Below are 26,804 nucleotides of genomic sequence, written 5' to 3' on the forward strand. Positions count from 1 at the left end.
GTTCTCCGTGCTCATGGGCGAGGACGTCGAAGCACGACGCTCCTTCATCCAGCGCAACGCCAAGGACGTTCGGTTCCTCGACATCTGAGTCGGCCTCCGCTGACCGCCTGAAAGGACTTCTGACCAGCAATGGCCGACGAAACCACCCCCACCGCCGAGAATCCCGCGGAGGAGCAGCCCGTGCTGCGCATCGAGCCCGTCGGGCTTGAGACGGAGATGCAGCGCTCCTACCTCGACTACGCGATGTCCGTCATCGTCTCGCGCGCGCTGCCCGACGTACGGGACGGCCTCAAGCCGGTCCACCGCCGCGTGCTGTACGCGATGTACGACGGCGGCTACCGGCCGGAGAAGGGCTTCTACAAGTGCGCCCGCGTCGTCGGTGACGTCATGGGTACGTACCACCCGCACGGCGACAGCTCCATCTACGACGCCCTGGTCCGCCTGGCCCAGCCGTGGTCGATGCGCATGCCGCTGGTGGACAGCAACGGCAACTTCGGCTCCCCGGGCAACGACCCGGCGGCCGCGATGCGCTACACCGAGTGCAAGCTGATGCCGCTGGCCATGGAGATGCTCCGGGACATCGACGAGGAGACCGTCGACTTCACGGACAACTACGACGGCCGCAACCAGGAGCCGACCGTCCTGCCGGCCCGCTTCCCGAACCTGCTGGTCAACGGCAGCGCCGGTATCGCGGTCGGCATGGCCACCAACATCCCGCCGCACAACCTGCGCGAGGTCGCGGCCGGCGCCCAGTGGGCGCTGGAGCACCCGGACGCCTCGCACGAGGAGCTGCTCGACGCGCTCCTGGAGCGGATCAAGGGCCCCGACTTCCCGTCGGGCGCGCTGGTGGTGGGCCGCAAGGGCATCGAGGAGGCGTACCGGACCGGGCGCGGCTCGATCACGATGCGCGCGGTGGTCGAGGTCGAGGAGATCCAGAACCGCCAGTGCCTGGTGGTCACGGAGCTTCCGTACCAGACCAACCCGGACAACCTGGCACAGAAGATCGCCGACCTTGTGAAGGACGGCAAGATCGGCGGCATCGCCGACGTCCGCGACGAGACCTCTTCGCGGACGGGCCAGCGCCTGGTGATCGTGCTCAAGCGCGACGCCGTCGCCAAGGTCGTGCTGAACAACCTGTACAAGCACACCGACCTCCAGACGAACTTCGGCGCGAACATGCTGGCGCTCGTGGACGGCGTGCCGCGCACGCTGTCGATCGACGCGTTCATCCGCCACTGGGTGCAGCACCAGATCGAGGTCATCGTCCGGCGTACGAAGTTCCGCCTGCGCAAGGCGGAGGAGCGGGCGCACATCCTGCGCGGCCTGCTCAAGGCACTGGACGCGATCGACGAGGTCATCGCGCTGATCCGGCGGAGCAACACCGTCGAGATCGCGCGCGAGGGCCTGATGGGCCTGCTGGAGATCGACGAGATCCAGGCCAACGCGATCCTGGAGATGCAGCTGCGGCGCCTGGCGGCGCTGGAGCGGCAGAAGATCGTCGCCGAGCACGACGAGCTCCAGGCGAAGATCAACGAGTACAACGCGATCCTGGCCTCGCCGGAGAAGCAGCGCTCGATCGTCAGCGAGGAGCTGGCGGCCCTCGTCGAGAAGTTCGGCGACGACCGGCGCTCCAAGCTGGTCCCCTTCGACGGCGACATGTCCATGGAGGACCTGATCGCCGAAGAGGACATCGTCGTCACGATCACCCACGGCGGCTACGTCAAGCGCACCAAGACCGAGGACTACCGCTCGCAGAAGCGCGGCGGCAAGGGCGTACGCGGCACGAAGCTGAAGCAGGACGACCTGGTCGACCACTTCTTCGTGTCCACCACGCACCACTGGCTGCTGTTCTTCACGAACAAGGGACGGGTCTACCGCTCCAAGGCGTACGAGCTGCCGGACGCCGGCCGCGACGCCCGCGGGCAGCACGTGGCGAACCTGCTGGCCTTCCAGCCGGACGAGAAGATCGCCCAGATCCTCGCGATCCGCGACTACGAGGCCGCCCCGTACCTGATCCTGGCCACCAAGGGCGGCCTGGTGAAGAAGACGGCGCTCAAGGACTACGACTCGCCCCGTTCGGGTGGTGTCATCGCGATCAACCTCCGGGAAACCGAGGACGGCGGCGACGACGAGCTCATCGGCGCCGAGCTCGTGTCCGCCGAGGACGACCTGCTGCTGATCAGCAAGAAGGCGCAGTCGATCCGCTTCACGGCGACCGACGACGCGCTGCGCCCGATGGGCCGCGCCACCTCGGGTGTGAAGGGCATGAGTTTCCGCGAAGGTGACGAACTGCTCTCCATGAGCGTGGTGAGGCCGGGTACGTTCGTCTTCACCGCGACCGACGGCGGCTACGCCAAGCGGACGCCGGTCGACGAGTACCGCGTCCAGGGCCGCGGTGGTCTGGGCATCAAGGCCGCCAAGATCGTGGAGGACCGCGGATCGCTCGTCGGGGCGCTCGTCGTCGACGAGACGGACGAGATTCTCGCCATCACGCTCGGCGGTGGTGTGATTCGTACGCGAGTCAACGAAGTCAGGGAGACCGGCCGTGACACCATGGGCGTCCAGCTGATCAACCTGGGCAAGCGCGATGCCGTGGTCGGTATCGCTCGTAACGCCGAGGCCGGTCAGGATGCTGACGAGGTCGAGGAGACCGAGGCAGCCGAAGAACCGGCCGCCGAGGCCGCCGAGGGCACGCAGCCCTCGGCCGGGGAGCACGAGGAGTAAGTCGTGAGTGGAGCCACGGGCGCCGGACCGGCCAAGACTGGGGAGGACGGTACCCGTGGCCCCGCCGCGGAGTCCCCGGACGGGGGCGCCGAGGCCGCCGAGGTCAAGGGGAGGACCGTGACGGACACCCGCAAGCCGAAGCAGGAGAAGGCCGCCGCCGCTGCCGCACCGGCAGCGGCGCCGGCTGCTCCGCCTGCCGCCCGGCCGGCGGAGCAGCCGTACCACCCGCCGCAGGCGTACGCGGCTCCCACGGCGCCGGGCGCGCCGCGGGGCGCCGGGGACGCCGCCACGCAGCGCAAGCCGCGTACGGGGGCCCGTACGACCCCCAGGACGCGCAAGGCGCGGCTGCGGGTGGCCAAGGCCGACCCGTGGTCGGTGATGAAGGTCAGCTTCCTGCTGTCGATCGCGCTGGGCGTGTGCACGATCGTGGCGGCGGCGGTGCTGTGGATGGTCATGGACGCCATGGGCGTCTTCTCGACCGTCGGCGGCACCATCAGCGAGGCGACCGGGTCGAACGAGAGCAACGGCTTCGACCTCCAGTCGTTCCTGTCGCTGCCGCGCGTTCTGATCTTCACGTCGGTGATCGCGGTCATCGACGTGGTGCTGGCGACGGCGCTGGCGACGCTGGGCGCGTTCATCTACAACTTGTCGGCGGGCTTCGTCGGCGGTGTGGAGCTCACGCTCGCCGAGGACGAGTGACCGCGGATTGACCTGCGGGGACTGCCCCGGGGAACGGATTTTGGCGTGACCGTGTCTGTGCGCTAATCTTCAGGAGTCAGCGCGCAGCGCGGATGGGGCTATAGCTCAGTTGGTTAGAGCGCATCCCTGATAAGGATGAGGCCACAGGTTCAAATCCTGTTAGCCCCACAGTGAAGAAGACCCCCAGGCCCTCGGCCTGGGGGTCTTCTTCGTAGGGTCAGTTGAGGGCTTCCCAGGTCACCGAACGGTATCGGTGCCTGTGTATTGTTGGCCGTCAGAAGTCCCCAACGTCAATGAAAGACGAGGTCGCGCGGTGAAGAAGCTGCTCCTGGTCGCACTGGCCGCCATCGGCGGGCTCCTCGTGTACCGCCAGATCCAGGCGGACCGCGCCGAGCAGGACCTGTGGACGGAGGCAACTGACTCCGTGCCCTCTGGTTCCGGTGTGTGAGACCCAAAGCTGATCGCATGAAGCCCCGGCTGCCGCTGCGGCCGGGGCTTTGTGCTGTTCTGTGACGAAAAATTACGTTCTGCAAAGATTTGGCTTGCGCTAGCAAAATCGGGGTGGCGTGATGGGGCGGGTACGGACGACGGTGCTGGTGGGGGCGGCGGCCCTGGGGCTGGCCGGAGGCCTTCCGGGGGCGGTGCAGGCCGCCACGGCGCCCCCGCAGCCGGTGCCGGGGTACCGGGGCGCCGAGGGCGCCGAGCGGATCGAGGGCAGGCCCAGCAGCGCCGACGCCCCGCTCGTGGCGGTCGGGCAGGCCTACGCCGACGCCGTCGGCCCGGGCGAGCGCGTCTACCGGCTCAATCTCGACGACGCATCCAGCGTGTACTTCTCCGCCGTTCTCCAGCCCCCGCGCGGCGCCAAGGTCGGCTACGGCGACGGCCTTGAAGTCGAGATCATGACCAAGGAGGGCCAGCGCTGCCCGAACAACCCGGGCCGGGCCGGCTTCGGCTACGACCCCGTCCCCCTCGGCGCGGTCGCGGTCCGGCGGCTGGAGGAGGACGCCGAATGCCAGGGCGCCGGCGTCTACTTCGCGAAGGTCACCCGCACCGCCGCCAAGGACTCCGACCGGAGCGCGTGGCCGGTGGAACTGCTGCTCCAGCGCGAGCCCGGCCTCGCCGCCGGCAGCGCCCCCACCACCGCGCCCGGTGTCTTGCCCTCGGCCTCACCGACGCTGCCCGGCAGCGAGCCGGTGGCGCGCAGCGGGGGCACCGGCTTCAACGACGCCCGGGCGCTGGGCAGCGGGGTCTGGCGGGACGACCTGCGGCCCGGGCAGACCCGCTTCTACCGGGTCCCGCTCGACTGGGGACAGCAGCTGGGGCTCAGTGCCGAGCTCGCCGGCGCCAGGATGACCAAACCGTACGGGTCGGCCGCGGGCGGGCTCAGCGTCGCGCTGTACAGCCCGTACCGGGGACTGGTCGAGGACAAGGACGTCCCGTACGCCGGCAAGCAGGCGGGCGTCACCCTGCCGAAGACGGCGCCGGTGGCGTACGAGAACCGCTTCTCGGACACCGCTCAGGTGCGGGGTGTTCCGGTGGCGGGCTGGTACTACATCGCGGTGACCCTGGGTGCGAAGGTCGCCGAGTTCACGCAGGACGCGAGCCCGGTGCCGCTGACCCTGCGCATGGACGTGACCGGCGGCCCGGCCAAGGGGCCCGCGTACAAGGAGAGCCTGACCGCGGCCGGGTTCGGGGTCGGCGCGGACGAACGGGCGGCCGCCAAGGACGGGCTCACCGCCCCCGAGGCCGCGGAGGCGGCCGACGGGCGCCGGGTGATGCGGGTGGTGGCGGGTGCGGGCTTCGGCGCGGGGACCGTGCTGCTGCTCGTACTCGGCGGATGGTTCCTGCTGGGCCGGCGTCGGGGGCAGACCGCTTGAGGCGGATGGGATCCGGCTCCGCGTCGGGGCCGGTCCGGGGCTGGTCGGGTCGCTCCGGGGCCGGACCGGGGCCGGTCCGGGTTCGATCCGGGTCAGATCCGGGTCAGTGCCCAGAGGCCCACGGCGAAGCAGAGCAGCGCCGCCGTGAGGATCCCGGCGGCGGCCCGCGCCGACGGCGGGGCGATCCCGGCGGACCGCGGCAGCGCCGCGTCAGGGGTGGCGACGGCGGCGACGGCGGTGGCGGCGGTCGTTCCGGGGGAGCCGGGGGAGCCGGGGATCTCGGGGCGCACCGGCGGTGGGAGGTGGAAGCTCCCCGTCTCCGAAGGCCCGAACAACCCGGCCGGCGGCGGCCCGAACCCCGCCGGGGCGGCCGGTACGGGGGAGGCCGCGTGCGCCGGTGCCGGTGCCGGTACCTGCGCCGGGGGTCCCCCCGCGGTGGGTGCCCCGGGGGTCGCCGCGGCCGTGCTCCGCGGCCCCTGCGGCCCGAAACCGGCGGGGAGCGGACCGAGTTGGTCGAACACCTCCACCGGTTCCTCCCCCGGCGCGGGCGGGGGGAGCAGCTCCACGGCCTCGGCAAGGGCCTTGCGGGCCCCTGTGGCGGTTTTGAACCGGTTCCGGGGGTCCGGCTGGAGGAGGTTCGCGACGACGTCCCAGAGCGCCGCCGGAACGCCCTCGGGGGCGGCGGGGATGCCCTGGGCGAGGAAGTGGTCGAGCAGGGCCCGGGAATCGGGCTTGGCGCCCCGCAGGAGGTAGAGGGCGACCAGCCCGACGGCGAAGAGGTCGGCGGGGAAGTCGGGTTCGGAGCCGAGCAGCTGCTCCGGGGCGATGTAGCCGGGGGTGCCGACCACGTAGTCGGTCTCGGTGAGGCGCGGCTCGCCCTTGCGCATGGAGATGCCGAAGTCGGACAGCCGCAGGTGCGGCCGCCCGGATCCGGTGGCCTCCATCAGGATGTTGGCGGGCTTGACGTCGCGGTGGACGACGCCTTCCGCGTGCACGGCCGCCAGCCCCGACAGGAGCTGGTCGAGCAGCGCGCACACGAAGCGGGGCGGCAGCGGGCCGTAGTCCCCGATCACGTGGGCGAGGGAGCCGCCGGCGACGAGGTCCATCGTGAACAGGACCTTGTCGTCGTCCGCCGCCCAGCTGGCGGGGGCCAGCACGTGCGGGTGGTCGATGCGCAGCGCCTGCTCCCGGACGAACCGCAGCAGGGTGTGGGCGTCGCTCTGCTGCAGGACCTTGGCGGCGACGTAACGGCGGCGCCGGTGGTCCCAGGCCCGCCATACGGCGCCGGCGCCACCGCGCCCGATCGGATCGATCAGCTCGTACCGACCGGCGAAGACCTCACCCATCGCTGCGCCCGTCCCCCGTCTCGTGCGTGCGTACCCGCGTCAGTTCTGGTGGGCCTCGTAGTGGGCGACCGCGTCGGCGGTGCGGCCCGCGCCGTAGACCCGGAGGAACTCTGCCAGTTCGGGATGGCTGGGGGCGAGGGAGTCGGCCGCGTCGATGATGTCGCCGGCCGCGGAGACCGAGCGCAGCAGCGACTGGATCTCGCGGACGACGCGCTTGACGGTGGGTGCGCCCGAACTGGTCGTGGTCTGACCGCTGTTGCCGAGGACGGAGCCTCCCTGGGTCTTCTTGATCTCGTCCATCCGGTCGGTGGCCTCGGCCGCGCTGACGCTTCCGTCCGCCACCTGGCCCGCGAGATCCTGGAGGGCCTGGACGCGCTGCACCACGGCCGGGTTTCCGATCTTGGCCCGCTGGCCGCTCATCAGCTGGGACAGCATGGGCGCCGACAGGCCGAGGACGGCAGCGAGGCGGGCCTGGTTCAAGCCGAGGTCATCTATGAGCCGGCGGAAGAGTGCGCCCAGCGGCTCCCCGTACCAACTGCGCTGAAGCTCTCTGGCTCTGGCCGTGGCCTCTTGCTGAACAGCGTCCACTCTTACTACTCCCCTACTTCGCTGGTGCGAACCTCGCGAGCATCTTACGGAGCGTGGTCGCGTGGCGGGAGCCCCCATAATTTTGCGAGATGCGGGGGTACACCCGGTACTCTGTTCTGCGGAACGGCCACACCTTCACGGGAGGCGGTCGCGTCCATCTTTTCGGGGCTTTAGCTCAGTTGGTAGAGCGCTGCCTTTGCAAGGCAGATGTCAGGAGTTCGAATCTCCTAAGCTCCACAGCACCAGAGGCCACCTGACCAGCGGAAACGCAGGTCAGGTGGCCTCTTTGCGTGGTGCGGTGCGCGCGTCGGCGCCCCGGCTAGAGGTCGATCCAGTACCGGCGCTTGGGACCGACGAGCGTCTCGCGCACGTCCTCCAGGACGCCGCCGCCCCGCTCGATCGTGCGCACCGACCCCGTGTTGCCCGGGTCGCACGTCAGGAGGACCCGGTCCATCCCGAGGAGCCGGGCCTCGTACAGGACCGCGCCGAGGGCCCAGCCCGCCAGGCCGCGGCGGCGCGCGGAGGGCCGGATGCCGTATCCGATGTGGCCGCCGGCGTCGAGGAGGAAGCCGTTGAGGTAGTGGCGCAGGTCGATGGCGCCCAGATAGGTGTCGTCCTCGGTGATCCACCAGTACGTGGCGTGCACGCGGCCCTGCTCGACGGGGCGGGTCCGGTCCCCGTACCCGCGCAGCCGCTCCGTCCAGGCGGCGAAGCCGCCCGGGGTGTCCACGTCGTCCTCCGAGCCGAGTCCGGCGCCGTCCATGTGGGCGTCGGGGCCCCATTCCTCGCGGGCGGCGAGCCAGGAGGCGTGCAGACGGGGGGAGGGCAGGACGAGCTCGGGCATCCGTGGACCCTAACAGCAGGGCGGGCCCGCCCGGGTCCCCCGGTCGGCCCTGTCACAGGGCCGGGCGGCCCCGGCTGTCAGACAGTGGGGGAAGGCACCGAGCCGGGGGGCGACACCACGCCGGAGGCGTACAGACCCATGGGACTCTTCGACTTCCTCAAGTCCGACAAGAAGAAGCACGACGCCGCGGAGAAGGCCGCGGCCGCCGCGTCCGCCGAGTACGCGGCGAAGTACACCGACGCCGTCTCGGCCACCAAGGCCGCCGCCGAGCGGATGGCCGCCGCGGCGCCGCCGAAGCCCGCGCCGCACACCCCGACGCCTGCGTCCGCCGCGCACAAGGCGGTGCCGGCGGCGCCGGCGCCCAAGCCGATGCCGGCAGCCAAGAAGCGTACGTACACCGTGCGGGAGGGCGACTCGCTCTCCGCGATCGCCCGCCGGGAGCTGGGCAACGAGGCCCGCTGGCGCGAGCTCTACGCCATGAACCGGGGCGTGATCGGTTCGAACCCCGACCTCGTCCACCCCGGCCAGGTGCTCACCCTCCCCCAGTAGGCACCCAGGGCGGGAGGGACACGGGAGAGGGCCCGGATCCGACGGATCCGGGCCCTCTCGCCGACTGCGGTCAGCGGCTCACTCCTCCGGCGTGCCGGAGGAGGACTCGCGCTCCTTCGCCGCCAGCTCGTCGTCGAAACTGGCCTGGTCGCGCTCGCGCGACAGCTCCGTGGCGGCCGGCGGTTCGACGAGCCAGTCCGGGTTCGACTGCTGGTCCCACCACCGCCACGCCATGTACGCGGCGCCGGCCACCAAGCCGACCACCGCCGCATACTTGAACGCCCGGCCGGCCCGGCACCGCCGCTCGTGGCGCCTGACCAGCCGCTGGACCTCCTTGGCCGTCACCTGGCCGCGCAGCGCCGCGAGGGCCGCCGTCGACCGGGACGCGGCCTCCTCGGCCACCGGCTGGGCCACCGCCAGCGCGCTCTCCAGCTTCGGCTGCGTGTAGTCGGCCGCCTGCCGCGCCGCGCGGCGCGTGTGGTGCACTGCCAAAGTCGCCGCCCGGTCCACGTTCGGGGGCACGTGCGTGCGGGCCGCCCTCATCCTCGGGTGCAGATGCGCGTCGTACGCCGTACGGGCCTGCCGGGCCGCCTCGGCGGTCGCGTACGAGACCTTCGGCGCCAGCCGCTCGTTCGCCTCGGCCGCGTAGTGCGCCGCGGCTTCCCTGGCGGCCGCTGCGTACGGCGCCACCGCTTCCGCTGCGTGCCTCGCCGTGTCCCTGGCGCTTTCGGCGGCCAGGTGCACGCTGTCCTTGCGGGTCACAGGATCCTCCTCCTCGGTGGCGGACACAGTTCACCTTTCCACCCTTTGTCGGATCATGCCTGCCTTACCGCCGGGCGGCATGCGTGACAGGGCATACGGGTGGAGGATTTCTGTGCCGTGCAGCGCTCCGTGGGAGGATCTGGAACCGACAGTGATGACTATGGAAGGCAGATCCGTGGCCGAGAAGCTCTACGCCACCCTGAAGACCAACCACGGCGACATCGAGATCGAGCTCCTGGCGAACTTCGCTCCGAAGACGGTCAAGAACTTCGTGGAGCTGGCCACGGGCGCCCGCGAATGGACCCGTCCCACCGACGGCCAGAAGACCACCGATCCGCTGTACGACGGCACCGTCTTCCACCGCGTCATCAGCGGCTTCATGATCCAGGGCGGCGACCCGCTCGGCAACGGCACCGGCGGACCCGGCTACCAGTTCGCCGACGAGTTCCACCCCGACCTGGCCTTCACCAAGCCGTACCTGGTCGCCATGGCCAACGCCGGCCCGGGCACCAACGGGTCGCAGTTCTTCATCACCGTCGCGCCCACCGCCTGGCTGACCCGCAAGCACACCATCTTCGGCGAGGTCACCGACAAGGCCAGCCGGAAGATCGTGGACGACATCGCCGGCCTGCGGACGAACCCGCGCACCGAGCGCCCCCTCGACGACGTGATCATCCAGTCCGTCGTCGTCGAGAAGCGCTGACCCCCGAGCCGTCGCCCCGGGAACCTTTCCGCCCCGCCCGTCCGTACTGCATGCGTGGCAACCGATGGGGCCACAGCCGGACGACCGGCGGGGTGCACCGCCCGCCCCGCCGCTGACCGAGGGGACCGATGGACACCGACCGTCTGCCGGGCTGCTACCGCCACCCGGACCGCGACACGGGGATCCGCTGCACGCGCTGCGAGCGCCCCATCTGCCCCGAGTGCATGATCAGCGCCTCGGTCGGCTTCCAGTGCCCCGAATGCGTCCGTGACGGCTCCGGCACGGGGCACGGCCCGGCCGCCAACGCGCCGCGCACCGTCGCGGGCGGGGCGGTCGCCGCCGATCCGCACCTCGTCACCAAGGTCCTCATCGGGATCAACGCCGCGGTGTTCCTGGTGGGCCTGCTCGCGCCGGCGGTCGTCGTCCAGCTGGAGCTGCTCGGACGCTACGTGGAGTACTTCGGCGGCCCCGTGGAAGGGGTCTCCACCGGCCAGTACTACCGGCTGATGAGCTCGGTGTTCCTGCATGTGGAGTGGTGGCACATCGGGGGCAACATGCTGGCCCTGTGGGTGATCGGCGGTCCGCTGGAGGCTGCCCTCGGCCGGGTCCGCTACCTCGCCGTGTTCCTGCTGTCGGGCCTCGGCGGAAGCGCCCTCGTCTACCTGCTGACGGCGCCGAACACCCCGACCCTCGGCGCCTCCGGCGCGGTCTTCGGCCTGCTCGGCGCGACCGTCGTGCTGGTGCGCCGCCTGCGCTACGAGATGCGGCCGGTCATCACCATGGTCGTGCTCATGCTGGTGCTGACCTTCGTGCCCTTCGGCGGCAGCCTGTCCGTGTCCTGGCAGGCCCACATCGGCGGCCTGGTGACCGGCCTGCTGGTCGGCCTGGGCATGGTGGGACCGGCCGCCGGCAGGACGCGCACAGTGGTCCAGTGGGGGACCTGCGGAGCGGCATTCCTGCTGGCAGCGGCGGTGGTCCTGGTGCGTACGGCCGAACTCACCTGATCACACCGGCGTCAACACTCCACAGAGTTATCCACAGATCTTCTGTCTTTTCCTCAGGTGTGGATGACGCTGTGGATAACTCCTGGGGAGAGCTTGTCGGAGCCGGTGCGCCTGTGCATGCCGGCGCGTGATCAGGGGCCGGTCACTTCCACTGCGTGGACACGCCGAACCCCGCAGCGATGAAGCCGAAGCCGACCACGATGTTCCAGTTGCCCAGTGCCTCGATCGGCAGCTGGGTCTCGGTCACGTAGAAGACGACGATCCACGCGAGACCGATCAGGAAGAACGCCAGCATGACCGGGGCGACCCAGCTGCGGTTGGTCAGCCTGATGGTCTGCGCCTGCTTCGCCGGCGGCGGCGTGTAGTCGTCCTTCTTGCGGATACGTGACTTCGGCACGAGGGGCTCTCCTGTCGATGCGCTGGGGACCTTGCCTGCCCCGGGCGTCCGTTAGCGTAGTGGACCTGTGGCGTTGAAGGAGAAGGGTACGTTGAGCAATTCCGACGACTCCTCCGCGGGTCCCCGTCGCCGGGCCAGACCGGTCCGGCTGCTGACGGCCGCCGTTTTCGCCCTGGCCGGTCTCATCTTCGTCACCAGCTTCAACACCTCCAAGGGTACGAACATCCGGACGGACGCCTCGCTCCTCAAGCTCTCCGACCTCATCCACGAGCGCAGCCAGAACAACGCGCTGCTCGAACAGAGCACCGCGGCCGTCCGAGGCCGGGTGGACGCCCTCGCCGACCGCGACGACGGCAGCACCAAGGCCGAGGACGCCAAGCTGGCCGCCCTGCGGACCGCCTCGGGCACCGAGCCGCTGTCCGGCAAGGGCCTCACGGTCACCCTGAACGACGCCCCGCCGAACGCCACCGCCCGCATCCCCAACGTGCCCGAGCCGCAGCCCAACGACCTGGTGATCCACCAGCAGGACCTCCAGGCCGTGGTGAACGCCCTGTGGCAGGGCGGCGCCGAGGGCATCCAGGTCATGGACCAGCGGCTGATCTCCACCAGCGCGGTGCGCTGCGTCGGCAACACGCTGATCCTCCAGGGCCGCGTCTACTCGCCCCCGTACAAGGTGAGCGCGGTCGGGGACCCGGCCGCGCTGCGCAAGGCGCTCGCCGCCTCGCCGGCCCTGCAGAACTACCAGATGTACGTGACGGCGTACGGGCTGGGCTGGAAAGTGGACGAGCACAGGGAGCTGACACTCCCCGGCTACTCCGGCACAGTGGACCTCCACTATGCGAAGCCGCTGGACGCCGCCTCCGCGAGCAGTACGCCGTGACGTCGTACTGCGCCTGGTGGTGCGGACGTTCAGCGAGGTGTGCCTGACGGCGGGCACGCTGATCGTGCTGTTCGTGGCGTACGTCCTGCTGTGGACCGGGGTCAAGGCCGACCGGGCCATGGACGGGGAGATGGCCCGGATGCGCGACCGCTGGGCCTCGGCGGGGGCGCCGGACGCCGCGCCCGCCGCCCCGCAGCAGCAGATGCCGCCCGCCACCACCACCCCGCCCCCCGCCGCCGGCCCGCCCCCCGCCGCCGGCCCGCAGCCCGCGCCGCAGGAGCAGGACCAGCCCGGATACCCGCCGGGCCGGGCCTTCGCCGAGATGTACATCCCGCGCTTCGGCCCGGACTGGAACAAGCCGGTCCTGGAGGGCACCGGCACCGAGCTGCTGAAGAAGGGCCTCGGCCACTACGCGGGCACCGCCCGCCTCGGCGGCACCGGGAACTTCTCGGTCGCCGGCCACCGCCGGACGTACGGCGACCCCTTCAAGGACTTCCCCGAGCTGCGCCCCGGGGACGCCGTGATCCTCAAGGACGCGACCGCCTGGTACACGTACACGGTCCGCGGCGAGCCGCTGCGCACCCTGCCCACCGACATCGGGGTGGTCGACCCGGTGCCGCGCCGGTCGCCCTTCACCGCGCCCGGGCGGTACCTGACGCTCACGACCTGCGACCCGGAGTGGGGCCACAGCCACCGGCTGGTCGTCTGGGCGGAGCTGACCCAGACCCGCACGGTCGCGCAGGGCCGGCCGGAGGGATTGCCGAGCTGACCCACCCGGCCGGGCCGCTGCCTTTAGTCTGTTCGCGTACCGCCCCCGCGGTGCGGTGGTCGATCGTGGACGGATAGGAAACAGACGGCATGTACGGCTGGATCTGGCGGCATCTGCCGGGCAACGCGTGGATTCGCGCGGTGATCTCTCTCGTACTGGTCCTCGGAGTGGTCTTCGTGCTCTTCCAGTACGTCTTCCCGTGGGCCGAGCCGCTCCTGCCGTTCAACGACGTAACGGTGGACGAGGGATCGGGAGCCACTCCGTGAGCGCGCGCATTCTGGTGGTCGACAACTACGACAGCTTTGTCTTCAACCTGGTCCAGTACCTGTACCAGCTCGGCGCGGAGTGCGAGGTGCTGCGCAACGACGAGGTCGAACTCGCCCACGCGCAGGACGGCTTCGACGGCGTGCTGCTGTCGCCCGGACCGGGCACGCCGGAGCAGGCGGGCGTCTGCGTCGACATGGTCCGCCACTGCGCCGACACCGGCGTCCCGGTCTTCGGCGTGTGCCTCGGCATGCAGTCCATGGCCGTGGCGTACGGCGGCGTCGTCGACCGGGCTCCCGAGCTGCTGCACGGGAAGACCTCGCCGGTGGTGCACGAGGGCCTCGGCGTCTTCGAAGGGCTGCCGTCCCCGTTCACCGCGACCCGCTACCACTCGCTCGCGGCCGAGCCGGGGACCCTGCCGGACGTGCTGGAGGTCACCGCGCGCACCGAGGACGGGATCATCATGGGGCTGCGGCACCGGGAGCACGACGTCGAGGGCGTGCAGTTCCACCCCGAGTCGGTGCTGACCGAGTGGGGCCACCGGATGCTCGCGAACTGGCTGGTGCGCTGCGGGGACGCGGGGGCCGTCGAGCGCTCGGTGGGGCTGGCCCCGGTGGTGGGCAAGGCCGTCGCGTGACCGCCGTCGCGCCGTCCGCGCCCACGGAGGGCCGGGCCGCGCGGCGCAGGGCAGCTCAGCAGGCCGCGAAGCGCACGCGGAGGCGGAGCGGGGGCCGACGGCGCAGGCGGCCCGCGTCGGGCGGCCCGGTGGTCGCCCTGAGCCGGCTCGCGGGGGAGCTGTTCATCACGCTGGGCGTGGTGATGCTGCTGTTCGTCGCCTACCAGCTCTGGTACACGAACGTGCTGGCCGAGCGGACGGCGGACGGGGCGGCCGGCTCGCTGCGGCAGAACTGGGAACGGGACCCGGGCGGGGCCGCAGCCCCGCAGGTCTCGGCGTTCGAGCCCGGGGAGGGCTTCGCGATCCTCCACATCCCGAAACTGGACGTGAAGGTGCCGGTCGCGGAGGGGGTCAGCAAGCCGAAGGTGCTCGACAAGGGAATGGTCGGGCACTACGGGGACGGCGCTCTGAAGACGGCGATGCCGGCCGACAAGCAGGGCAATTTCGCGCTGGCGGGCCACCGCAACACCCACGGCGAACCGTTCCGCTTCATCAACCGGCTGGTGCCGGGGGACCCGGTCGTGGTCGAGACGCGGGACGCGTACTACACGTACGAGATCACCTCGTCGCTGGCGCAGACCCCGCCGACGAACGTCTCGGTGATCAAACCGGTGCCGGAGGGCTCGGGCTTCACCGCCCCGGGCCGGTACATCACGCTGACGACCTGTACCCCCGAGTTCACGAGCACCTACCGGATGATCGTATGGGGCAGGATGACCGACGAACGCCCCCGCAGCCAGGGTGCTCCGCCCGCGCTGGCCAGCCCGTAAGGACGAACAAGCAGTGTCACGTGCCGCGTCGCCGCCCCAGAGCCGCAGTGTGCTCGCCGGGTTCCTGAGCCTGCTGGGCGAGTTCCTGATCACCGTGGGCCTCGTCCTCGGCCTGTTCGTCGCGTACTCGCTGTGGTGGACGAACGTGCTCGCGGACCGGCAGGCGTCGGCGCGCGGCGACGAGATCCGCCGGCAGTGGCAGACCGCCCCGGGGGCGAGCGGGGCCGCGGCGCCGGGGGCGCTGGACACCCAGGACGGCATCGGCTTCCTGCACGTCCCGGCGATGAAGAACGGCGAGGTCCTGGTCAAGAAGGGCACGTCGCCGGACGTCCTCGACGACGGCGTGGCCGGGTACTACACGGACCCGGTGAAGGCGGCCCTGCCGTGGGAGGCCTCGGGGAACTTCGCCCTGGCGGCGCACCGGGACGGGCACGGCGCGAAGTTCCACGACATCGACAAGGTGAAGAACGGCGACGCGGTCGTCTTCGAGACGCGGGACACCTGGTACGTGTACAAGGTCTTCGCGGAGCTGCGCCAGACGTCGAAGTACAACGTGGACGTGATCTCCGCGGTCCCGAAGGAATCGGGCCGGACGGCGCCGGGCCGCTTCATCACGCTGACGACCTGCACACCGGTCTACACGTCGAAGTTCCGCTACATCGTGTGGGGCGAGCTGGTGCGCACGGAGAAGGTGGACGCGCAGCGCACGCTTCCGGCGGAACTGCGCTGACGGGCGCCGCGGCGCCGATACGGGAAAGCCCCTGTGAGCGGCTCTGAGGCCGCCCACAGGGGCTTTCCCGTGTCTTTGCGGGTTTGGGGGCGCCGCGACTAGCGCCGGCCGCCCGTCAGGCCGCCGAAGAGCGTCCCGCCGTCATTGCCGCCGTTCTGCTGGCCGGCCACCGTCTGGACGTTGATGACGCGGCCCGCCTCGACCGGGGTGCCCGCCGGCGGGTCGGTGACCATGACGATCGCCCTGTCGTCCGTCGGACCCGCGACGACCTGGAGGCTCAGGCCCCGGCTCGCCAGGTCCGCCTTGGCCTGGGCGACGGTCTTGGTGATCAGCTGCGGGACCTGGGTCTGCTGCGAGGCCTTGGCGATCTGGACGTTGACCGTCGTGCCCACCGCGAGCTGCTCGCCCGGCTGGTACTGCTGCTGGACGATCGTCTTCGGCGCGGCCCCGGGGGAGTCGACCTCCGTCTGGCTGCCCAGCTTGAGCTTGGCGTCGTTCAGCGCCTTGATCGCCTGCTCCCGGGTCTTCCCGAGGAGGTCCGGCATCTCGGCCTTCGCCTGCTCCTTGGCGACGGTCACCGTGACGGTCGAGCCCTTCTGGGCCTTCGCGCCGCTCTTGGGGGTCTGGTCCAGGACGGTGCCGACGGTCCGGTCGGATTCCTGGGTCTTCCTCTCGACCGCGAAGCCCTTGTCCTTGAGGGCCTTCTCCGCGTCCTCGAACTTCACGTTGAGGACGTCCGGCACGGCCACGTCCGGCGCGCCCGAGGAGACCTTGACCTTGATCGTGGAGCCCTTGTCGACCTTCGTGTCGGGCGCCGGGTTCTGCTCGCAGACATTGCCCTTGGGCTGGTTGTCGCAGGGCTGATCGGCTTCCTTCTCGACCTTGAGGCCGACGTTGTCGCCGGTCTTCTGGGCCTGTTCGAAGGTCTCGCCGATGAGCTTGGGCACGTTGGGCCGGTTGTCGGCGTTGCCGCTGAAGAGGGAGCGGCCGATGAGGATCGCGCCGACCAGGACGAGGATGCCCGCCGTGACCAGCAGGATCGTCGAGGCCTTGCTCTTCTTCTGCGGGCGCCGGCCGTGGCCGCCCTGGTCGTAGCCGCCCTGGCCCTGGTCCCCGTACCCGTATCCGCCGTCGCCCGGGGGCATCGGCGGGAGCATGGAGGTCTGGCCGGCGTCGGCCGTGCGCAGGGCGGTGGTGGGCTGGTCGTAGCCCTGGTGACCGTAGCCGTGGCCCTGGTCGGGGTAGCCGTAGCCGGGCGTGCCCATGGCCACGGCGGCCGCGACGGGCTGGCCGTCGAGGCAGGCCTCGATGTCGGCGCGCATCTCGTCGGCGGACTGGTAGCGGTAGTCGGGGTCCTTGACCAGCGCCTTCAACACGATCGCGTCCATCTCGGGCGTGATCTCGGGGTCGAAGTTCGACGGCGGCTGCGGCTCTTCCCGTACGTGCTGGTACGCCACGGCGACCGGGGAGTCGCCGATGAACGGCGGCCGGACGCTGAGGAGTTCGTACAGCAGGCAGCCCGCGGAGTAGAGGTCGGAGCGCGCGTCGACCTGCTCGCCCTTGGCCTGTTCCGGGGAGAGGTACTGCGCGGTGCCGATGACGGCCGCGGTCTGCGTCATGGTCATGCCGGAGTCGCCCATGGCGCGGGCGATGCCGAAGTCCATGACCTTGACCTGGCCGGTGCGGGTGAGCATCACGTTGGCGGGCTTGATGTCACGGTGCACGATGCCGGCGCGGTGCGAGTACTCGAGGGCCTGGAGGATGCCGATGGTCATCTCCAGGGTGCGCTCGGGCAGCAGCTTGCGGCCGGAGTGCAGGAGCTCGCGCAGGGTGGAGCCGTCGACGTACTCCATCACGATGTACGGGATCGAGATGTTGTCGACGTAGTCCTCGCCGGTGTCGTAGACCGCGACGATCGCCGGGTGGTTGAGCGACGCGGCCGACTGGGCCTCGCGCCGGAACCGGGCCTGGAAGGACGGGTCGCGGGCGAGGTCGGCGCGCAGGGTCTTGACGGCGACGGTACGGCCGAGCCGGGTGTCGTGGGCGAGGTAGACCTCGGCCATGCCACCGCGGCCGAGCACGTGGCTCAGCTCGTACCGGCCGCCGAGGCGACGCGGCTCTTCCATAACGTTGCAGCCCTCTCCGTCAGTCCCGACCGCACCCGTGTGTGGTCCGGCGGTGTGCTGTTCGCGCAAAGGCTACCGGCCGATCGTCGGTGATCGGTTCGTGACCACAGGCTGATACCGGACCGGTACCGTACGCTCGGATCTGGGCGGGAACAGTGATGTGGATCACTCCGATTCCGCTCTCGCGCCGCTCTCGGCCACCTTGCGCTCCCCCGTCAGCCCTTGTTCTGGTTCTGCAGAACGGCTTCCATGACGGCCTTCGCCACGGGGGCCGCGAGGCCGCCACCGGTGATGTCCTCGCGGGAGGCCTCGCTGTCCTCGATGACGACGGCGACGGCGACCGGGGAGCCCTTGTCGGTCTTGGCGTAGGAGATGAACCAGGCGTAGGGGCGCTTGGCGTTCTTCTCACCGTGCTGGGCGGTGCCGGTCTTGCCGCCGACCTGGACGCCCTTGATCTTGGCCTTGCCGCCGGTGCCGTTCTCGTTCTCGACGACGTTGACCATCATCTGCTGGAGCTTCTGCGCGTTGGCCGGGGAGAGCGGGCGGCTCATCTCCTGCGGTTCGTGCTTCTCGATGACGTCGAGGTTCGGGGCGGTGAGCTGGTCGACCATGTACGGCTTCATCAGCTTGCCGTCGTTGGCGACGGCCGCGGCGACCATCGCCATCTGGAGCGGGGTGGCGGCGGTGTTGAACTGTCCGATCGCGGAGAGCGAGTTGCCCGGCCGGTCCATGTTCTTGTCGTAGATGCTGGCGAACGCCCGGACGGGGGTGTCGATCTTGTCGTTGTTGAAGCCGAACTTCTGCGCGGTCTCCAGCATCTTGTCCTTGGTCACCTTGTCGGCGACGTTGGCGAAGACGGAGTTGCAGGACACCTGGAGCGCGAAGTTGAGGGACGCCTTCTCGCAGCCCTTGGCGTGGTTGACCATCTCGGTCTTGGTCGTCGGCAGGTAGAACGGATCGGGGGTGTCCGTCGGCGCGTTGATGTCGGTGACGACGCCGTGCTCCAGCGCGGCCGCGGCGGTGACGACCTTGAAGGTCGAGCCGGGCGGGTAGGTCTCGCGCAGGGCGCGGTTGACGAGCTTCTTCTCCGGGCTGTCCTTCAGCTCGACCCAGTTCTTCTCGTCGGCCTTGGAGTTGCCGGCGAAGCTGGACGGGTCGTACGAGGGGGTGCTGACGAGCGCGAGGATGGCGCCGGTGCGCGGGTCGATCGCGGCGACGGCACCGGTCTTGTCGCCGAGCTTCTCGAAGGCGGCCTTCTGGGCCTCGGGCAGCAGCGTGGTGACGACGTTGCCGCCAGCCTTCTTCTCGCCGGTGAACATGCCGATGGTGCGGTCGAAGAACAGCCGGTCGTCGTTGCCGGTGAGGATCTTGTCTTCGAGGGATTCGAGCTGGGTGGAGCCGAAGGCCTGGGAGGCGTACCCGGTCACCGGCGACCAGAGCTGGCCGTCGGTGTAGGTCCGCTTGTACTTGTAGTCGCTGCCGTCGGTGACGGCGGAACCCGTGATGGCCTGGCCGCCCGCGACGATGATGTTGCCGCGCTGGGTGGCGTACTGGGCGATCTGGACCCGGCGGTTCTCCTTGCGGGTGCTGAGTTCGTCGGCCTGGACGTACTGGAGCCAGTTGGTCCGGATCAGCAGCGCGAGGACGAGCAGCCCGCAGAAGATCGAGATGCGACGCAGGGGCTTGTTCATGACGGGCGGACCACCTGGGTCATCTCGGAGTCGGGGGACGGTGCCGGGGCCGGGGCGGGGCGGCGTGCGGTGTCGCTGATCCGGATGAGGATCCCGATGAGGGCCCAGTTCGCGAGGACGGACGAACCGCCGGACGCGAGGAAGGGCATGGTCATGCCGGTCAGGGGGATGAGGCCCATGACTCCGCCGGCGACCACGAAGATCTGCAGGGCGAAGGCGCCGGAGAGACCGATGGCGAAGAGCTTGCCGAAGGGGTCGCGGGCGGCGAGGGCGGTGCGCACACCGCGCTCGATGATCAGGCCGTAGAGCAGGAGGAAGGCCATGACGCCCGCGAGGCCGAGCTCCTCGCCGACCGTGGAGAAGATGAAGTCGGAGTTGGCGGCGAATCCGATGAGGTCGGAGTTGCCCTGGCCCCAGCCGGTGCCGAGGACCCCGCCGGAGCCGAAGCTCATGATCGACTGGCCGACCTGCTCGCAGGCGCCCGACTTCGTGTAGCAGGCGAAGGGGTCGAGCCAGGCGGTGACACGGGCCTTGACGTGGCTGGCGGTCGCGCCGACGACGGCAGCGCCGGCCACGCTCATGACGAGGCCGATGACGATCCAGCTGGTGCGCTCGGTGGCCACGTACAGCATGATCACGAACATGCCGAAGAAGAGCAGCGAGGTGCCGAGGTCGTTCTCGAAGACGAGGACGAGCAGGCTCATCGCCCAGATCATCAGGATCGGCCCGAGGTCGCGGCCGCGCGGCAGGTAGAGGCCCATGAAGCGGCGGCTGGCCAGCGCGAGGGCGTCGCGCTTCACCATCAGGTAGCCGGCGAAGAAGATCGCGATGACGATCTTCGCGAACTCACCGGGCTGGATGGAGAAGCCGGCGACGCTGATCCAGATCTTCGCGCCGAACACGTCGGCGCCGAGGCCCGGGATGACCGGCAGGATCAGCAGGACCAGCGAGGCGGCCATCGAGATGTACGTGAAGCGCTGAAGGGTGCGGTGGTCCTTGAGGAGCAGCAGCACGGCGGCGAACAGGGCGATGGCGAGCGCCGTGTACATCATCTGCCGGGGGGCCGACTCGGAGAACTGGCCGAACTGGCGCTTGGCCAGGTTCTGCAGCCGCTCCGACTGGTCGAGCCGCCAGATCAGGACGCAGCCGAGCCCGTTGAGCAGCGTGCCGATCGGCAGCAGCAGCGGGTCGGCGTACTTCGCGTAGCGGCGCACCACGAGGTGGGCGATGCCGGCGAGGACGGCCAGGCCGCCTCCGTACGCGACCATGCCCGGCGGCAGCTTGCCGTGGATCGACAGGCCCACGTTGGCGTAGGCGAAGATCGGGATGACCACGGCGAACACGAGCAGCAGGAGCTCGGTGTTCCGCCGGCTCGGCAGCTCGATGGCGCCGATGGTGGTCGTGTTGGTGACAACGCTCATGGTGTGGCAGGCCCCCTGTGCCCGCGGGTGTGTACTACTGCTTGCCGCAGAGGCCGACCAGCGACTGCTCCGTGGGAGTCAGGCTGGGGCCGGGTGCCGGTGGGTTCTGCGCTTCCGCGGCGCGGCGCTCCTCGTCCTTCTTGCACGCGGTGACCTGGACGCCGAGTTCGTCGATCTTCTGACGGGCGCCGTCGAGGCTGGTCTCGGTGATGGTGGCCTCGACCAGCTTCCGCTTGAAGGGCGGCAGGTACTTCAGTTCGATGTCGGTGCGGTCGGTCTCCACCTTGGAGAGCTCCAGCGGCCCGAGGTTCTGGCTGATGCCGCGGAAGAGCGCCACGTGCTCGCCCTTGACGCCGATGTAGAACTGCGTCTGGGTCCAGCGGTGGGCGGCGTAGAGCCCGCCTCCGACCACACCGGCGACGATCAGCAGGATCAGGGTGCGGGTGGTCCACTTGCGCCCTTTGCTGCGGCGCCGGCGGGGGTGGTCGTACGTGTCCTCGTAGCGCGAGTCGTCGTCGTACGGGTCGGGTTCGCCGAAGCTGCCGTACGCGCCGCCGCCCTGGCCCTGGTCGGGGTACCCGTAGCCGGGGGCCTCGCCGCTGCCCGGGGGCCCGAAGGCGCCGGCCGGCGGGGGGGCCTGGCGGCCCAGGCCGGAGGCACGGCCCGCCGGGGTCTGCATCGCGTTGCCGTCGAAGAGCTGGTGCTGGTTCTCGGCGACCGCGCCGACGACGACCGGGGTGTCGTTCAGCTGGGCGGCGAGGGTGTCGCCGCTGTCGGTGTCGAGGACGTCCGCGACGATGCAGGTGATGTTGTCCGGTCCGCCGCCGCGCAGCGCGAGCTGGATCAGGGCCTGCACGGTCTCGTGGGGGCCGTGGTAGCCGGCGAGGGTCTCTTCCAGGGTCTGGTGGGAGACGACGCCGGACAGCCCGTCGGAGCAGATGAGGTAGCGGTCGCCGGTGCGGACCTCGCGGATGGAGAGGTCGGGCTCGACGGTGTCACCGCTGCCGAGCGCCCGCATGAGGAGCGAGCGCTGGGGGTGGGTGGTGGCTTCCTCTTCGGTGATGCGGCCCTCGTCGACGAGGCGCTGCACCCAGGTGTGGTCCTGGGTGATCTGCGTGAGGACGCCGTCGCGGAGCAGGTAGGCGCGGGAGTCGCCGACGTGGACGAGGCCGAGGCGCTGGCCGGTCCACAGGAGCGCGGTCAGGGTGGTGCCCATGCCCTCCAGCTGGGCGTCCTCCTCGACCATCACGCGCAGCTGGTCGTTGGCGCGCTGCACGGCGGTGGCGAGCGACGTGAGGATGTCGGAGCCCGGCACGTCGTCGTCGAGCTGCACGAGGGAGGAGATCACCTCGGAGCTGGCGACTTCGCCGGCGGCCTGGCCGCCCATGCCGTCGGCGACCGCGAGGAGGCGTGGACCGGCATAGCCGGAGTCCTCGTTGCCCTCGCGGATCATGCCCTTGTGGGATCCGGCGGCGAACCTCAGGGACAGACTCATGCGCACCTGCCCAGTCGATTCCTCCGGGTACAACCGGTCTCGAGCCACACTGCCCACCCTCCGGTCGGGAGCGCGCTCGGGTCCGTGTCCTGGGTGGTCCGGACTACCGCGGCTCGCTCGCTCCGCTCGCTCATTCTCGTACTACTTCCGCAGCTCGATGACGGTCTTGCCGATGCGGATCGGGGCGCCCGGCGGAATGGGCGTCGGGGTGGTCAGCCGGGTCCGGTCGAGATACGTGCCGTTGGTGGACCCGAGATCCTCGACGATCCACTGGCCGTCACGGTCGGGGTAGATCCTGGCATGGCGGCTGGATGCGTAGTCGTCGTCCAGCACGATCGTTGAGTCATGTGCCCGGCCGAGCGTGATCGTCTGCCCCGCGAGGGCGACCGTGGTGCCCGTGAGGGTCCCCTCGGAGACGACGAGCTTGGTCGGCGCTCCGCGGCGCTGGCGCTGCTGTGGCGGCGCGGCGGCCTGGCGGCCGCCCTGCGCCGGCGCTCCGGACGCGTTCGCGCCGCGGCGCGAGCCGCGCTGCGTGACGCGCGTACCGAAGAGGTCGCTGCGGATGACCTGGACGGCCACGATGACGAACAGCCACAGAACGGCCAGGAAACCCAACCGCATGACCGTCAGGGTCAGCTCTGACATTGCCCCCGCTTCACCCTTCGGCTTGCCGGTAAATGATGGTGGTGCTGCCCACGACGATCCGCGAGCCGTCGCGGAGCGTAGCGCGGGTGGTGTGCTGCCCGTCCACCACGATGCCGTTGGTGGACCCGAGATCCTGGATCGTCGAGGGCGTTCCGGTCCGGATCTCACAGTGCCGGCGCGAGACGCCGGGGTCGTCGATCCGCACGTCGGCTTCGGTGCTTCGGCCGAGTACGAGCGTGGGGCGCGAGATCTGGTGGCGGGTGCCGTTGATCTCGATCCAGTGGCGCCGGTTGGCGCCTCCGGCGGGGACGGGAGCCGGCCCCGCGGCGCCCGGCCGACGCGCGGGTGCGCCCGGGGGCGGTCCGGCCGGCATGGGCGGCGCGGAGACCGGCGGGTAGCCGTAGCCGCCCTGCTGGTTCTGGGGGGCCGCTTGCGGCGCCTGGGAGGTGCTGGAGGCGAGCGTGCGGCTGCGGACCCGGTAGAGCCCGGTGTCGAGGTCGTCGGCCTTCTCCAGGTGGACCTTGATCGGTCCCATGAAGCTGTAGCGCTGCTGCTTGGCGTAGTCGCGGACGAGGCCCGCGAGCTCGTCGCCGAGCTGCCCGGAGTAGGGGCTCAGACGCTCGTAGTCGCCGGTGCTGAGCTCGACGATGAAGTCGTTGGGGACGACCGTCCGCTCCCGGTTCCAGATCGTCGCGTTGTTGTCGCACTCGCGCTGGAGGGCGCCGGCGATCTCGACGGGCTGGACCTCGGACTTGAACACCTTGGCGAAGGTGCCGTTCACCAGACCTTCGAGTCGCTGCTCGAACCGCTTCAGGACTCCCATGGGGCACCTCCTCCGTCGTTGTCGCCCTGTACTGCTTACTGATCGTATCCACGCGTGGCGGATTCGGCTGGTTCCCCCTGGGTCCCATGCGCATGAGTGTTGGTACTCACAAGGGATCGTAGGGGCGCTCAGAGGACAGTGTCCCGCACCGGGAGCGCGGTGCGGGAGGGGCAATCGGACCCGGGTCCCGGGGTGCGGGGAAAGCGATGTGAATCCACCCCGTCCGACGTGCTAATGTTTCGACGTCGCCAGGGGAACGGACCGAAAGGGAAGATCCACTGGGGCGCTGCTCGGGCGAGTGGCGGAACGGCAGACGCGCTGGCTTCAGGTGCCAGTGTCCTTCGGGACGTGGGGGTTCAAATCCCCCCTCGCCCACATCGACGAAACGGTCGTCATCGCGAAAGCGGTGGCGGCCGTTTCGTATTTCCCGTGCTCTGGTGGGGTGTTGATCGCGGGCGGGGCGATCCCGCGCTGTATTCGGGGAGTTGGGGATCCCGGTCCGGTGACGAGTCCCGTCGGAGGGCCTCGGTGACCCGGTCCGGTGACGGGCTTCGTGGCGGCTTCGTGACGGAAGGGCCGTGGGGTCCGCCGGACGACTTTCGTCGGGGAGGGCGCGACGAAAGAGGGCGGCCCGGCGGGGGCGGCGGTGTCTAGGGTCGGGCGCGTGGATGCGACGGCGAGGATGCGGGCGGGCTGGGACTGGCTGAAGGGGCCCGAACCGTGGACCCGGCGGATGCTGGCGGGCGACCTGGTGGTCGCCGGGGTGCTCGCGCTGCTCGGGCTTGGCGTCGAAGAGCTCGACAACGGCAGCGTGGAGCGGATGGCGGCCAGCGCCGCGGCTGTGGTGCTGCTCACGTTGGCGCGGCGCCGGCTGCCGGCCACGACCCTGATCGTCGCGTCGGCGGTGTCCCCGTTCCTGCCCGGCTCGTTCCTGATCACCATCCTGCTGGGCTGGTCGGCAGGGCGCCGGATCGTCGGGGTGGGCCGCGCGCTGACCGCCTTCACCATGGCCTTCCTCGCCGCGGTCTTCTTCGGCGTGGTGCAGGCGTGGTCCGACCAGCGGCCCGTGCTCGTGATCGTGTTCTCCACGCTGATCTTCCTCGCCACGACGGTGATGCCCGGTCTGGCCAGCCGCTACTGGTCGCAGCGCCGGACCCTGCTCCAGGCGCTCCAGGAGCGCAACGGTCAGCTGATGCGCGAGCGCGTGATGGTCGCCGGACAGGCCCGGCTGCGGGAGCGCCAGCGGATCGCCCAGGACATGCATGACAGCCTGGGCCACCAGCTGGCGCTGATCGCCGTGCACACCGGCGCCCTGGAGGTGGACCCGCAGCTCACCGAGCGCCAGCGCGAGGCCGTGGGGGTGCTGCGGCAGGCCTCGGTCGCGGCGATGCACGAGCTGCGCGAGGTTGTCGGGATCCTGCGGGACGGCGTCGAGGCGCCGGTGCCGGCCGAGGAGGCGCAGCCCGCGGCGCGGGGAGTGGCCGGGATCGCCGGGATCGTGGAGACGGCGCGGGGCGCGGGGACCGACGTACGGATGAGCGTGTCGGGTCGGCCGAGGCCGCTGGTCGCGGCGTGCGACCACGCGGCGTACCGGATCGTGCAGGAGGCCCTGACCAACGCCTACAAGCACGCTTCCGGGGCGCCGATCTCGGTGGAACTGCGGTACGAGGACGACTCGCTGGTGGTGGAGATCGCCAACGGGCCGGCGGCGGGGCCGGGCGTCGGCGCGGTGGTCTCGGGCGGGCAGGGGCTCACCGGGCTGCGCGAGCGGGCCCGGCTCGTCGGCGGGATGGTGCACGCGGGCGGGACCGAGGGCGGCGGCTTCCGGGTGGCCGGCGTGCTCCCGTACGGGGCGGAGCCGGCGGGGGTCGAGGACATCGCCGACGACTTCGGACAGCAGGGTCAGGCGCAGGCCCGGGGGTTCGCGGTGGCGCCGCCGCCGATGGACTGGGCGGCCGTGGACAAGGAACTGGCCGTGGGGGGCCGCAGCCGGGCCGGGGGCGTCGCGATGGGCTGTGGGATCGCCTTCGCGGCGGTGGTGCTGCTGGTGATCGTGATCGGGGCCGGGGTGGTGCTGCTCGTGGGCTCGGCGGGCAGCGCGATGATCAACCAGGCCGACTGCGACAAGATCCAGGTGGGCGAGTCGGAGGAGGCGGTCCGCAGGAAGCTGCCCGACGGCGACAGCTTCATGACCGAGGGCCTGGACCGGAAGGGCCCGGAGCGGCCGGCGGGCTCGGACTGTCTGGCACTGCTCTCGTCGGACGACTCGGGGCTGACCACCAATACTGTTTTCCGGTTCTGCTTCAAGGACGGCAAGCTCGTCGACAAGCAGGCGTACCAGGCCGAGCAGTAGGAGCGCGGGTGACAGCCAAGGTGATCCGAGTGGTGATCGCTGACGACGAGCCGCTGATCAGGGCCGGGATCAGGATGATCCTGACCTCGGCACCGGACATCGAAGTCGTCGCGGAGGCGGCGAACGGGCGGGAGGCCGTGGACCTGGCCCGCGCGCACATGCCGGACGTGATGCTGCTGGACATCCAGATGCCGGTGATGGACGGGCTGACCGCGCTCGGCGAGCTGGGGCGGTCCGTGCCGGAGGTCCGGGCGCTGATCCTGACCACCTTCGGGGAGAAGGAGAACGTGCTGCGGGCGCTGGGCTCGGGCGGCGCCGGGTTCCTGCTGAAGGACACGGCGCCGGGCGAGCTGATCGGCGCGGTCCGGGCGGCCGCGGCCGGGGACGCGTACCTCTCGCCGGGGGCGACCCGGCACGTGGTCGACCAGCTGGCCTCGGGGCGGGGCGCGGCGCGCGGCGAGGAGGCACGGCGGCGGGTGTCGGAGCTGAGCGAGCGCGAGCGCGGGGTGCTGGCGCTGCTGGGCGAGGGGCTGTCGAACGCGGACGCGGGCCGGCGGCTTCACATGAGCGAGGCGACGGTGAAGACGTACGTGAGCCGCATCCTCTCGAAGCTGGGCTGCGAGAACCGGGTTCAGGCCGCCCTGCTGGCCAGGGACGCCGGGCTGTAG

At 70.7% G+C, this 26,804-nt stretch carries 26 protein-coding genes and 3 tRNA genes; 18 read left to right on the top strand and 11 right to left on the bottom strand.

What is annotated here, in order from left to right; translation table 11 throughout:
- The first annotated feature begins 129 nt into the window (after positions 1–129).
- The 5 genes from gyrA to ACIBAD_RS16660 all read left to right on the top strand — a co-directional run bounded on the left by gyrA (position 130) and on the right by ACIBAD_RS16660 (position 5,300).
- Entirely contained in the window at positions 130–2,724 is a 2,595-nt protein-coding gene (gyrA, locus tag ACIBAD_RS16640; RefSeq protein WP_134072842.1) for a DNA gyrase subunit A, read from the top strand.
- 3 nt (positions 2,725–2,727) lie between these two features.
- Positions 2,728–3,423, top strand: a complete 696-nt coding sequence (locus ACIBAD_RS16645; protein WP_398907374.1) for a DUF3566 domain-containing protein — start codon at positions 2,728–2,730, stop codon at positions 3,421–3,423.
- A gap of 94 nt (positions 3,424–3,517) precedes the next feature.
- Positions 3,518–3,591, top strand: a tRNA-Ile gene (locus ACIBAD_RS16650).
- A gap of 145 nt (positions 3,592–3,736) precedes the next feature.
- The gene (locus tag ACIBAD_RS16655) at positions 3,737–3,871 is read left to right on the top strand and encodes a DLW-39 family protein (RefSeq protein WP_208809277.1); all 135 of its coding nucleotides are present in this window, start codon (positions 3,737–3,739) and stop codon (positions 3,869–3,871) included.
- A 121-nt stretch (positions 3,872–3,992) separates the two neighbouring features.
- Positions 3,993–5,300, top strand: coding sequence for a hypothetical protein (locus ACIBAD_RS16660; protein WP_398907377.1), 1,308 nt, complete (start codon positions 3,993–3,995; stop codon positions 5,298–5,300).
- Positions 5,301–5,392: 92 nt separating this feature from the next.
- Here ACIBAD_RS16660 and ACIBAD_RS16665 read toward each other — a convergent pair whose 3' ends face one another.
- Complete coding sequence (locus tag ACIBAD_RS16665; RefSeq protein WP_398907379.1) at positions 5,393–6,646, bottom strand: serine/threonine-protein kinase; 1,254 nt, start codon at positions 6,644–6,646, stop codon at positions 5,393–5,395.
- 39 nt (positions 6,647–6,685) lie between these two features.
- Positions 6,686–7,234, bottom strand: a complete 549-nt coding sequence (locus ACIBAD_RS16670) for a helix-turn-helix domain-containing protein (protein ID WP_398907381.1) — start codon at positions 7,232–7,234, stop codon at positions 6,686–6,688.
- A gap of 164 nt (positions 7,235–7,398) precedes the next feature.
- Here ACIBAD_RS16670 and ACIBAD_RS16675 point away from each other — a divergent pair.
- Positions 7,399–7,471 (top strand) — tRNA-Ala (locus ACIBAD_RS16675).
- An 82-nt stretch (positions 7,472–7,553) separates the two neighbouring features.
- Here ACIBAD_RS16675 and ACIBAD_RS16680 read toward each other — a convergent pair.
- Entirely contained in the window at positions 7,554–8,078 is a 525-nt protein-coding gene (locus ACIBAD_RS16680) for a GNAT family N-acetyltransferase (protein WP_134072833.1), read from the bottom strand.
- Between the two features lie 138 nt (positions 8,079–8,216).
- Here ACIBAD_RS16680 and ACIBAD_RS16685 point away from each other — a divergent pair, with 138 nt between their 5' ends.
- Positions 8,217–8,627, top strand: a complete 411-nt coding sequence (locus ACIBAD_RS16685; protein ID WP_134072831.1) for a LysM domain-containing protein — start codon at positions 8,217–8,219, stop codon at positions 8,625–8,627.
- Between the two features lie 78 nt (positions 8,628–8,705).
- Here the strand turns inward: ACIBAD_RS16685 and ACIBAD_RS16690 are convergent, their stop codons facing one another.
- On the bottom strand, positions 8,706–9,389 hold the full coding sequence (locus ACIBAD_RS16690) for a DUF5324 family protein (protein WP_134072829.1): 684 nt from the start codon (positions 9,387–9,389) through the stop codon (positions 8,706–8,708).
- A gap of 175 nt (positions 9,390–9,564) precedes the next feature.
- Here ACIBAD_RS16690 and ACIBAD_RS16695 point away from each other — a divergent pair, with 175 nt between their 5' ends.
- Entirely contained in the window at positions 9,565–10,092 is a 528-nt protein-coding gene (locus ACIBAD_RS16695; RefSeq protein WP_134074486.1) for a peptidylprolyl isomerase, read from the top strand.
- Between the two features lie 128 nt (positions 10,093–10,220).
- Positions 10,221–11,096 carry a rhomboid family intramembrane serine protease gene (locus ACIBAD_RS16700; RefSeq protein ID WP_134072827.1) on the top strand — a complete coding sequence of 292 codons (876 nt, stop codon included), beginning with the start codon at positions 10,221–10,223 and terminating at the stop codon, positions 11,094–11,096.
- A gap of 142 nt (positions 11,097–11,238) precedes the next feature.
- Here the strand turns inward: ACIBAD_RS16700 and crgA are convergent, their stop codons facing one another.
- Positions 11,239–11,493 carry a cell division protein CrgA gene (gene crgA / locus ACIBAD_RS16705; protein ID WP_030153143.1) on the bottom strand — a complete coding sequence of 85 codons (255 nt, stop codon included), beginning with the start codon at positions 11,491–11,493 and terminating at the stop codon, positions 11,239–11,241.
- 91 nt (positions 11,494–11,584) lie between these two features.
- On the opposite strand from crgA, the gene ACIBAD_RS16710 reads away from it, so the two are divergent.
- From ACIBAD_RS16710 to ACIBAD_RS16735, 6 genes are all read left to right on the top strand, one after another.
- Positions 11,585–12,373, top strand: coding sequence for a DUF881 domain-containing protein (locus tag ACIBAD_RS16710; protein ID WP_134072825.1), 789 nt, complete (start codon positions 11,585–11,587; stop codon positions 12,371–12,373).
- A complete protein-coding gene (locus ACIBAD_RS16715; protein ID WP_398907386.1) occupies positions 12,330–13,142 on the top strand; it encodes a class E sortase in 813 nt (270 codons plus the stop codon). Before ACIBAD_RS16710 ends, ACIBAD_RS16715 begins: the two co-directional genes overlap by 44 nt.
- 89 nt (positions 13,143–13,231) lie before the next feature.
- Positions 13,232–13,408: a hypothetical protein gene (locus ACIBAD_RS16720; RefSeq protein WP_166682066.1), complete on the top strand. Its 177-nt coding sequence runs from the start codon at positions 13,232–13,234 to the stop codon at positions 13,406–13,408.
- On the top strand, positions 13,405–14,043 hold the full coding sequence (locus ACIBAD_RS16725; protein WP_398907389.1) for an aminodeoxychorismate/anthranilate synthase component II: 639 nt from the start codon (positions 13,405–13,407) through the stop codon (positions 14,041–14,043). The genes ACIBAD_RS16720 and ACIBAD_RS16725 overlap by 4 nt, the downstream gene beginning before the upstream one ends.
- Complete coding sequence (locus tag ACIBAD_RS16730; RefSeq protein WP_398907391.1) at positions 14,040–14,852, top strand: class E sortase; 813 nt, start codon at positions 14,040–14,042, stop codon at positions 14,850–14,852. Before ACIBAD_RS16725 ends, ACIBAD_RS16730 begins: the two co-directional genes overlap by 4 nt.
- Positions 14,853–14,865: 13 nt before the next feature.
- Positions 14,866–15,582 carry a class E sortase gene (locus ACIBAD_RS16735; RefSeq protein WP_134072817.1) on the top strand — a complete coding sequence of 239 codons (717 nt, stop codon included), beginning with the start codon at positions 14,866–14,868 and terminating at the stop codon, positions 15,580–15,582.
- Positions 15,583–15,680: 98 nt separating this feature from the next.
- Here ACIBAD_RS16735 and pknB read toward each other — a convergent pair whose 3' ends face one another.
- The 6 genes from pknB to ACIBAD_RS16765 form a co-directional block, all read right to left on the bottom strand.
- A complete protein-coding gene (pknB, locus tag ACIBAD_RS16740; RefSeq protein WP_134072815.1) occupies positions 15,681–17,708 on the bottom strand; it encodes a Stk1 family PASTA domain-containing Ser/Thr kinase in 2,028 nt (675 codons plus the stop codon).
- A gap of 215 nt (positions 17,709–17,923) precedes the next feature.
- A complete protein-coding gene (locus ACIBAD_RS16745) occupies positions 17,924–19,399 on the bottom strand; it encodes a penicillin-binding transpeptidase domain-containing protein (protein WP_134072813.1) in 1,476 nt (491 codons plus the stop codon).
- A complete protein-coding gene (locus ACIBAD_RS16750) occupies positions 19,396–20,820 on the bottom strand; it encodes an FtsW/RodA/SpoVE family cell cycle protein (protein WP_134072811.1) in 1,425 nt (474 codons plus the stop codon). Before ACIBAD_RS16750 ends, ACIBAD_RS16745 begins: the two co-directional genes overlap by 4 nt.
- Before the next feature lie 34 nt (positions 20,821–20,854).
- On the bottom strand, positions 20,855–22,315 hold the full coding sequence (locus ACIBAD_RS16755; protein WP_398907395.1) for a PP2C family protein-serine/threonine phosphatase: 1,461 nt from the start codon (positions 22,313–22,315) through the stop codon (positions 20,855–20,857).
- 141 nt (positions 22,316–22,456) lie between these two features.
- The gene (locus tag ACIBAD_RS16760) at positions 22,457–22,960 is read right to left on the bottom strand and encodes an FHA domain-containing protein (protein WP_134072809.1); all 504 of its coding nucleotides are present in this window, start codon (positions 22,958–22,960) and stop codon (positions 22,457–22,459) included.
- A 10-nt stretch (positions 22,961–22,970) separates the two neighbouring features.
- On the bottom strand, positions 22,971–23,783 hold the full coding sequence (locus ACIBAD_RS16765) for a DUF3662 and FHA domain-containing protein (RefSeq protein WP_134072807.1): 813 nt from the start codon (positions 23,781–23,783) through the stop codon (positions 22,971–22,973).
- 292 nt (positions 23,784–24,075) lie between these two features.
- Here ACIBAD_RS16765 and ACIBAD_RS16770 point away from each other — a divergent pair.
- The 3 genes from ACIBAD_RS16770 to ACIBAD_RS16780 all read left to right on the top strand — a co-directional run bounded on the left by ACIBAD_RS16770 (position 24,076) and on the right by ACIBAD_RS16780 (position 26,804).
- A tRNA-Leu gene (locus ACIBAD_RS16770) sits at positions 24,076–24,158 on the top strand.
- A 307-nt stretch (positions 24,159–24,465) separates the two neighbouring features.
- Positions 24,466–26,136, top strand: a complete 1,671-nt coding sequence (locus tag ACIBAD_RS16775; protein ID WP_398907668.1) for a sensor histidine kinase — start codon at positions 24,466–24,468, stop codon at positions 26,134–26,136.
- A gap of 8 nt (positions 26,137–26,144) precedes the next feature.
- Entirely contained in the window at positions 26,145–26,804 is a 660-nt protein-coding gene (locus tag ACIBAD_RS16780; protein WP_134072805.1) for a response regulator transcription factor, read from the top strand.

It is taken from the genome of Streptomyces sp. NPDC051109 (assembly GCF_044455885.1).
Classification (GTDB): domain Bacteria; phylum Actinomycetota; class Actinomycetes; order Streptomycetales; family Streptomycetaceae; genus Streptomyces.